This window comes from Devosia insulae DS-56 (assembly GCF_000970465.2).
GTDB lineage: Bacteria > Pseudomonadota > Alphaproteobacteria > Rhizobiales > Devosiaceae > Devosia_A > Devosia_A insulae.
In genome coordinates this window covers 1-7,459 of the sequence record NZ_LAJE02000251.1, presented here as the reverse complement: position 1 = coordinate 7,459, position 7,459 = coordinate 1, and the positions used below count along the sequence as shown (strand labels likewise).

Genomic DNA, 7,459 nt, shown 5'->3' with positions numbered 1-7,459 from the left:
CAGTTGGGCGCGGCCCGGCCGCTCGCCGAAGAACGCGAAGGCGAGAAAGATCGTGAAGAACACCTGCAGCTGGATCACCAGCGAGCTCAGACCCGCCGGCATGCCGAGCTTGATGGCAAGGAACAATAGCCCGAACTGCCCCACCCCGATGGCGAGCCCGTAGCCGATCAGCAGCGGCCACCCCACCGCCGGCCGCTTGACGAAGAACACCGCCGGCAAGGCCGCAAAGATGTAGCGCAGCGCCGTCAGCAGTAACGGCGCCACCTCATCAACGCCCCAGCGGATGGCGACAAAACTCAGCCCCCAGACGACGGCGACGGAGAGGGCGAGAACGATGTGGCGGATGGGCATCGGACGGTTCCTGCGGCGGTTATCCCGTTCCTCGCTGCTGCTCGGACCGCACATCGCCATGCGATGTGATACCCCTCATCCGCCCTTCGGGCACCTCGCGGCGAGGGCTACGCCCTCGTCCGCTGACCTCAAGGGGAGAAGGCAACGGAACCGCGATTTCTCAGTCGGCGGCCTTCTCCCCTTGAGGGAGAAGGTGGCGCGCAGCGCCGGATGAGGGGTGCCGCAGCCGTAGGTTGCGCGCTTGGAGCGAAGCGACGAGCGACGTTAGGCCGCCTTCTTCTCCACGAGCTTCCGCTCGATCAGCGTCTCGAGAATCTGCACGGTGTTGAGCGCCGCGCCCTTGCGAAGATTATCGCTCACCACCCAGAGGCTGAGCCCGTTCTCCACCGTCACGTCCTCGCGGATGCGGCTGACATAGGTGTCGTACTCGCCTGCCGCTTCCACCGGGGTGGAGTAGCCGCCGGCCTCGCGCTTGTCGATCACCGAGATCCCCGGCGCCTCACGCAAAGCCTCGCGCGCCTCGTCGGCGCTGATCGGGTTGGCGAACTCGAGGTTCACCGCCTCGGAGTGGCCGACGAACACCGGCACGCGCACGCAGGTCGCGGTGAGCTTGATCTTGGGGTCGAGGATCTTCTTGGTCTCGGCCACCATCTTCCACTCTTCCTTGGTGTAGCCATCCTCCATGAACACATCGATGTGCGGGATGACGTTGAAGGCGATCTGCTTGGAAAACTTCCTCGGCTCGGGCTTGTCGTTGACGAACACGCCCTTGGTCTGGTCCCACAGCTCGTCGACGCCTTCCTTGCCGGCGCCTGAAACGGACTGGTAGGTCGCGACCACGACGCGCTTGATCGTCGCGAGATCGTGCAGCGGCTTCAGCGCCACCACTAGTTGCGCCGTCGAGCAGTTCGGGTTGGCGATGATGTTCTTGCGGTCATTGCGCGCCATATACGCGTCGAGCACATGCGCATTGACCTCGGGCACGACGAGGGGAACGTCGGCGTGGTAGCGCCAGAAGCTCGAATTATCGACGACGATGCAGCCGGTCGCGCCGATCTTCTCGCCATATTCCTTGGCGATGGCCGAGCCGGCACTCATCAGCGCGAAATCGACGCCCTTGAAATCGAAATGCTCGAGGTTCTGCACCTTGAGCCGCTTGTCGCCAAAACTGATCTCCTGGCCCTGCGAGCGGGCGGAAGCCAGCGCGATCACTTCCGAGGCGGGAAACTTCCGCTCGGCGAGGATGTTGAGCATTTCCCGGCCCACATTGCCTGTGGCCCCGACGACGGCGACGCGATAACCCATTTTGGAAAGTCCTCTTTGCCTTCATTTCCCCCGCGCTGGACCGGCTCGGTCCGCGGCACATGGCATCCGGCCGCTCCCCGGCGGGAGTTGCCCGGGGATCGGCTCAGGGGGTTTTGGTGGTTTTGGTCGCCGTAACAACGACACCACGAAGACTCATGGTCTCCGCTTTGGTCATTGTGATGTGGTGGGTCTTGCGCATCCCGCAACCCGATCCTCTTGTCCGGCGCCGCGTTTCTACGCCGAAATCGCAAATAGTCAATCACCTATAGGACATCGCCTACTGGTGTAGGTTCGGAGCACGCCGGGTGGGCCCCGCCCACCGGGTCATCCCCGCGAAAGCGCCGCCCCCCGTTTGCGATGGTGCGGCTGGCGACAAAGCAGAGGTTCCCGCTTTCGCGGGAATGACCCGGTGAAAGGATCGCACCCTGTTCACCGCCTCAGCCACCGTGTATCTCCCACCCCATGCAAAGCTACGACGTGATCATTCTCGGCGCCGGCGCGGCCGGCCTCATGGCCGGCATCGAAGCCGGCAAACGTGGCCGCTCGGTGCTGGTGCTCGACCACGCCAAGAATGCCGGCGAGAAGATCCGCATCTCCGGTGGCGGGCGCTGCAACTTCACCAATGTCAACGCCACGGTGAAAGCCGGCCGCGACCGCTTCCTTTCCAGCAACCCGCGCTACGCCTATTCCGCCCTGTCGCGCTACACGCCAGAGCACTTCATCGCGCTGGTCGACCAATACGCCATCCCCTTCCACGAAAAGACCCTGGGCCAGCTGTTCTGCGATGGCTCGAGCCAGCAGATCGTCAACCTGCTGCTCAGTGAGCTGAAGAAGGCGCATGGCAACCTGCTGCTCGACACGCCGATCGACGGCGTCAGCCACGCCGATGGCAACTTCACCGTGATGACTGCGAGCGAGACGCTGATCGCCAAAGCACTGGTCGTCGCCACCGGCGGCAAATCCATCCCCAAGATGGGCGCCACCGGCCTTGCCTATCAGCTCGCCACCCAGTTCGGCCTGAAAGTCACCGAGACCCGCCCCGCCCTTGTGCCGCTGACCTTCGAGCCGCGTATCCTCGAGCGCCTCGCGCCGCTCTCGGGCATCGCCGTCGACCCCACCCGCATTGCCGTCGGCAAGAAGAGCTTTGACGAAGCCATGCTGTTCACCCATCGCGGCCTCTCGGGTCCGGCGATCCTGCAGATCTCGAGCTACTGGCGTGAGGGCGACGCCATCGTCATCGACCTGTTCCCCAAAGGCGATCTCGGTGGCATCCTCCGCGAGGCGCGCAGCAGCTCGCCAAAACTGCAGCTGCAGACCGTCTTGTCGCAGCACCTCGCCAAGCGGCTCGCCCAGATGCTGGCCGAAGAGATCGGCATCACCACCATGCTGGGCGACATGAGCGACAGGAGCTTTCAGAAGATCGAGGACTCGCTCCGCCGCTGGACCATCAAGCCCACCGGCTCGGAAGGCTACCGCACCGCCGAAGTGACGCTGGGCGGTATCGACACCGACGGCCTCGACTCGACCACCATGCAGGCCCGCAATGTCCCGGGCCTCTATTTCATCGGCGAAGCCGTCGACGTCACCGGCTGGCTCGGCGGCTACAATTTCCAGTGGGCCTGGGCTTCCGGCTGGGCCGCAGGACAGGTTGCATAACCCGAAGCCGGCGCAGCGCCTTACTGCACCAACTCCCGCCGCCCGGCCGCCACCACGCTCTGCGTCAGCTCCGGCAGCCGATCCGCCGCGAACCGGCTCACCTGCCAGAACAGCGGCACATCCAGCATCGCCCCGGGCACGATCTCCACCAGCCGCCCCGCCTCGAGATGGCCGGCTACCAGCGGCACCGGATTGAGGGCCCAGCCGATCCCCGCCACCGAGGCGTCGACAAAGCCCTGCGTCGAGGGCAGCCAGTGCGTCGGAAACGCCACCGCCTGGCCCGTCACCAGCCGTACCCAGTCCTGCTGCAGCCGATCCTTGTGGTTGAAGGTCAGTGCCGGCGCGTCCTTGATCGACGCCGCCGTTACGCCATCGGCAAAGTAGCGCGCGAAGAACGCCGGGCTCGCTGTCGCCTGATAGCGCAGCGCGCCGAGCGGGGTGACCCGGCAGCCGCGCACCGGCTCGCCGAACGCCGTCACCGCCGCCAGCACCCGGCCGCGCTCCAGCCACTCGGCCGTGTGCCCCTCGTCGTCGATGGCGATGTTGATGAGGTAATCGCTGTCGCGGGTGAACGGCGCGATCGCCTCAAGGAACCAGGTCCCGACGCTGTCGGCGTTTGCCGCGATGCTGAGCGTCACCCGCCGCTCGGCCGCACCCGCGAGCCCCGGGATCTGCTGCAGCAACTCGCGCTCGAGCATCCCGACATGCTCGATGTGCCGGCAGAGCCAGGCGCCCTTCTCGGTCGCCGTGCACGGGGTGCCGCGCTCGATCAGCACCACGCCCAGCCGCTCCTCGAGCTGCTTCACCCGCTGCGACACGGCTGACGACGTGATGTTCAGCGCCCGCGCCGCCCGCTCGAAGCTGCCGGTCTCTACCACCATGGCGACGGCCAGCGCGGCGGGATAGTCGATCATCGGATTAGTTCCGCTAATTCCAGGTGATGAAAGTTAACTGGATTGAGTCGGCTGCGCCACCTACGGCAGCGCCATGAATCTCCCAGTCTTCTTCGCCGGCATGAGCATGGGCCTCAGCCTGATCGTCGCCATCGGCGCGCAAAACGCCTTTGTGTTGCGGCAGGGCCTGCGCAACGAGCACGTCTTCGTCGTCAGCCTCACCTGCGCCCTGTCCGATGCGGTGCTCATCACCCTTGGCGTCACCAGCTTCGGCAAGGTCGCAAGCTGGCTGCCATGGCTCGATCCGGTGATGCGCTATGGCGGCGCCGTCTTTCTCGTCTGGTACGGCGTGGGAAGCGCACGCTCCGCGCTCCACTCCGGCACTGCGCTGAGCGTCGGCGCCTCGACCCGTCCCAGCGGTCTCGCGGCGACGCTGCTGGCCTGCCTCGCCATCACCTGGCTCAACCCGCATGTCTATCTCGATACCGTGGTGCTGCTCGGCACGGTCTCGACGCAGTTCGCCGGCGCCGAGGCGTGGTTCGCCTCGGGCGCCATCCTCGGCTCATTCCTGTTCTTCTTTGCCCTGGGCTATGGCGCCATCTGGCTGCGCCCGCTTTTCGCCAAACCTGAGGCCTGGCGCCTGCTCGAAGCCGTCATCGCGCTGGTGATGTGGGCCATCGCCCTGAAACTGCTGCTCGGCTGACCCTCAGAGCACGAACCCCAGGAACCGCCCCACCAGCAGCACTGTCGGCCATAAGACGATCGACACCCCCGCCAGGATCCGCCTCATGCCCTCGGCCCTGAGCAGGCTGAAGGCCAGAAAGTTCAGGCCCGCGACGCCGATCAGCCCGAGCTTGATCCAGAACAGCGGCATCCCCGCATAGTCTGTCGCTCGCACCGCGAACATCAGCGCCCCAGTCAGTACCGCCAGCCCGAAGCCGCCCAGCGCCACCCGCCGCAGCAGCCGCATCAACGACTGCTCGTCGATGCTGCGGATCACCCCGATCACCCTCAAATCCATCAGGATCACGCTGGTCACCAGCCCGCCCACCGCCAGGATGTGCAGTGCGTTGACCACCGGATAGGCAAAAAACGAGGTCTTCAGCGCCTTGATCAGCGCCAGCTGCTCGATACTGCCGAGCAGCGTCTCCACCTAGTTGGCCGGCACACGCGTGGGATAGATATCGTAAGCCTTGCCGCCCACGGTGACGCGCACCGCCTTCATCCGCTTCTCGTTCGGATCGAGCGACCGATTGCCCAGCGCCACCACCTCATCGCCCGGCTTCACCGTTTCCTCGGTGAACCCCGAGGCCACGGTTGGTCCCGGCGGCGCCAGTTCCACCCGCCAGACCACGCCCTCGACCTCGAGGTCGAGCGTCGCATGCGGGTTGCCGACGAACACCGATTTGACCGTCCCGGTGAGCTCGAACAGCTCCTCCTCGGTCCATGCCCAGCCATGGTGCGCCAGCGCTGGCAACACCGGCATTGCGGCGCCGAGCGCCATGGCCAGCAGCAGAATGCGAAGTCTCCTCATTGGGACCTCCCTTGGGGACTGCCTCACCGAACCCGGTAAACAACCTATGCCTGTCGCCTGCTCACCACAACGGCCCGATCAGGCGCCATCTGCCTCGGCGAAAGTGATCCGGTTGCCCACCGGATCGATCACCGTGCACTCGAGCCCGCCCCATTCCGGCCGCTCCAGCCCGGGCCGGTTGTTCTTGTAGCGCTTGGCGATCAGCTCGGCCCGCAGCTCGGCGACCCCGGTGCAGTTGACCCGCACATGCACGCCGGGCGAGCCGTCGCCGTGGTGCTCGGAAATATGCAGCGCAATGCCATCCCGGCTCACCTGCATGTAAAGCGGCAGCCCCGGCTCAAACCGGTGTTCCCAATCCACCGTGAAGCCCAGCCAGTCGACATAGAACTCCCGCGCCTTGATCTCATCGAAAGAGCGGAGGATCGGTACGGTTTGCAGATAGGTCAGCGTCATCGGGTTCCTCCTTGCCTGCGGCGCCAAAACTCGCGGAAGTCTTATGGCAGCGACGCTGTCCATCCGCTACCAATAGGGCAACTTGAGGGAGACACATCATGGCTGAAAAGAAGATTCGCTGGGGCATCCTCAGCACCGCCAATATCGGGCTGAAAAAGGTCACCCCGGCGATCATGAAGTCGCCGCTGAGTGAGGTGGTCGCCGTTGCCTCGCGCGACGTGGCGAAAGCCGAAGAGTACATCGCCGAGCTCGGTTTGACCGGCAAGGCCAGGGCGCAAGGCAGCTACGAGGCGCTGTTCGCCGATCCTGATGTCGACGCCATCTACAACCCGCTGCCCAACCACCTGCACGTACCGATGACGCTGGCCGCGGCGAAAGCCGGCAAGCACGTGCTGTGCGAAAAGCCGATCGCGCTCAACGCCAAGGAGGCCGAGCAACTCCGGCAACTGCCCAAGGGCATCGTCTTCCACGAAGCCTTCATGGTCCGCCATCACCCGCAATGGCAGCGCGCCCGCGAGATTGTCCGCTCGGGCGAGCTGGGCGAGTTGCGCACCGTACGTGGCATCTTCGAGTATTTCCTCACCGACCCCAGCAACGTGCGCAACCAGGCCGATATCGGCGGCGGCGGCATCTACGATGTCGGCTGCTACCCGATTACCGGTTCGCGCTTCCTGTTCGGGGCCGAGCCGAAGCGCGCCGTGTCGCTGGTCGACCGCGACCCGGTGATGAAGACCGACCGCCTCGCCTCGGTGATCCTCGATTTCGGCGGTGGCAAGCAGGCAAGCTTCGTCTGCTCCACCCAGTCGGTCAGCCATCAGTCGCTCGAGGTGATCGGCACCAAGGGCCGGGTCGAACTGGTGATCCCGTTCAACGCTCCGGCTGACACCGCCACCGCCATCATCATCGACAACGGTTTTTCACCCGACGGCCACCTCAGCCGCCGCGAGATCATTGCGCCCTGCGACCAGTATACCGAGCAGGCCAACGCCTTCTGCCGCGCCATCCTCGACAACAAGCCGCTCGAATGGGGCGTCGAAGACGCCATCAAATCGATGAAGGTCATCGACGCGGTGTTCGAAAGCGAAAAAACCGGCGCCTGGGCCAACGTCTGATCCAGGCTCGACCTCGCCTCATCTCCCCCCTTGCGGGGGAGAAAGCGATTTCTTGGGCTTAGCGCCCTTCGCTAAGCCTTAGAAATCGCAGGAGGGGGGACGTTTCGGGCACAGACTCGCCACCTGAACGCCGCCGCCCTACCTCGTCTCCTATA

9 protein-coding genes are annotated in these 7,459 nt (G+C 65.1%); 3 read left to right on the top strand and 6 right to left on the bottom strand.

Annotated elements, in window-relative coordinates; genetic code table 11:
* Together VW23_RS17975 and VW23_RS17970 are read right to left on the bottom strand one after the other, a co-directional pair.
* On the bottom strand, positions 1–351 hold a 351-nt coding region (locus VW23_RS17975; RefSeq protein ID WP_176730430.1), incomplete at its 3' end, for an EamA family transporter.
* A 264-nt stretch (positions 352–615) separates the two neighbouring features.
* On the bottom strand, positions 616–1,656 hold the full coding sequence (locus VW23_RS17970) for an aspartate-semialdehyde dehydrogenase (RefSeq protein ID WP_069910923.1): 1,041 nt from the start codon (positions 1,654–1,656) through the stop codon (positions 616–618).
* Positions 1,657–2,118: 462 nt separating this feature from the next.
* Here VW23_RS17970 and VW23_RS17965 point away from each other — a divergent pair, with 462 nt between their 5' ends.
* On the top strand, positions 2,119–3,312 hold the full coding sequence (locus tag VW23_RS17965; protein WP_069910922.1) for a BaiN/RdsA family NAD(P)/FAD-dependent oxidoreductase: 1,194 nt from the start codon (positions 2,119–2,121) through the stop codon (positions 3,310–3,312).
* A gap of 20 nt (positions 3,313–3,332) precedes the next feature.
* Here the strand turns inward: VW23_RS17965 and VW23_RS17960 are convergent, their stop codons facing one another.
* Positions 3,333–4,226, bottom strand: a complete 894-nt coding sequence (locus VW23_RS17960; protein ID WP_069910921.1) for a LysR family transcriptional regulator ArgP — start codon at positions 4,224–4,226, stop codon at positions 3,333–3,335.
* Positions 4,227–4,299: 73 nt separating this feature from the next.
* Here VW23_RS17960 and VW23_RS17955 point away from each other — a divergent pair, with 73 nt between their 5' ends.
* Positions 4,300–4,908, top strand: a complete 609-nt coding sequence (locus VW23_RS17955) for a LysE/ArgO family amino acid transporter (RefSeq protein WP_069910920.1) — start codon at positions 4,300–4,302, stop codon at positions 4,906–4,908.
* A gap of 3 nt (positions 4,909–4,911) precedes the next feature.
* Here VW23_RS17955 and VW23_RS17950 read toward each other — a convergent pair whose 3' ends face one another.
* The 3 genes from VW23_RS17950 to VW23_RS17940 form a co-directional block, all read right to left on the bottom strand.
* Complete coding sequence (locus tag VW23_RS17950) at positions 4,912–5,358, bottom strand: hypothetical protein (RefSeq protein ID WP_069910919.1); 447 nt, start codon at positions 5,356–5,358, stop codon at positions 4,912–4,914.
* The gene (locus VW23_RS17945; RefSeq protein WP_069910918.1) at positions 5,359–5,739 is read right to left on the bottom strand and encodes a DUF6152 family protein; all 381 of its coding nucleotides are present in this window, start codon (positions 5,737–5,739) and stop codon (positions 5,359–5,361) included. It lies immediately after the preceding gene.
* Positions 5,740–5,817: 78 nt separating this feature from the next.
* Complete coding sequence (locus VW23_RS17940) at positions 5,818–6,192, bottom strand: glyoxalase superfamily protein (protein ID WP_069910917.1); 375 nt, start codon at positions 6,190–6,192, stop codon at positions 5,818–5,820.
* Between the two features lie 98 nt (positions 6,193–6,290).
* Here VW23_RS17940 and VW23_RS17935 point away from each other — a divergent pair, with 98 nt between their 5' ends.
* A complete protein-coding gene (locus VW23_RS17935) occupies positions 6,291–7,304 on the top strand; it encodes a Gfo/Idh/MocA family protein (RefSeq protein WP_069910916.1) in 1,014 nt (337 codons plus the stop codon).
* Positions 7,305–7,459: the final 155 nt, after the last annotated feature.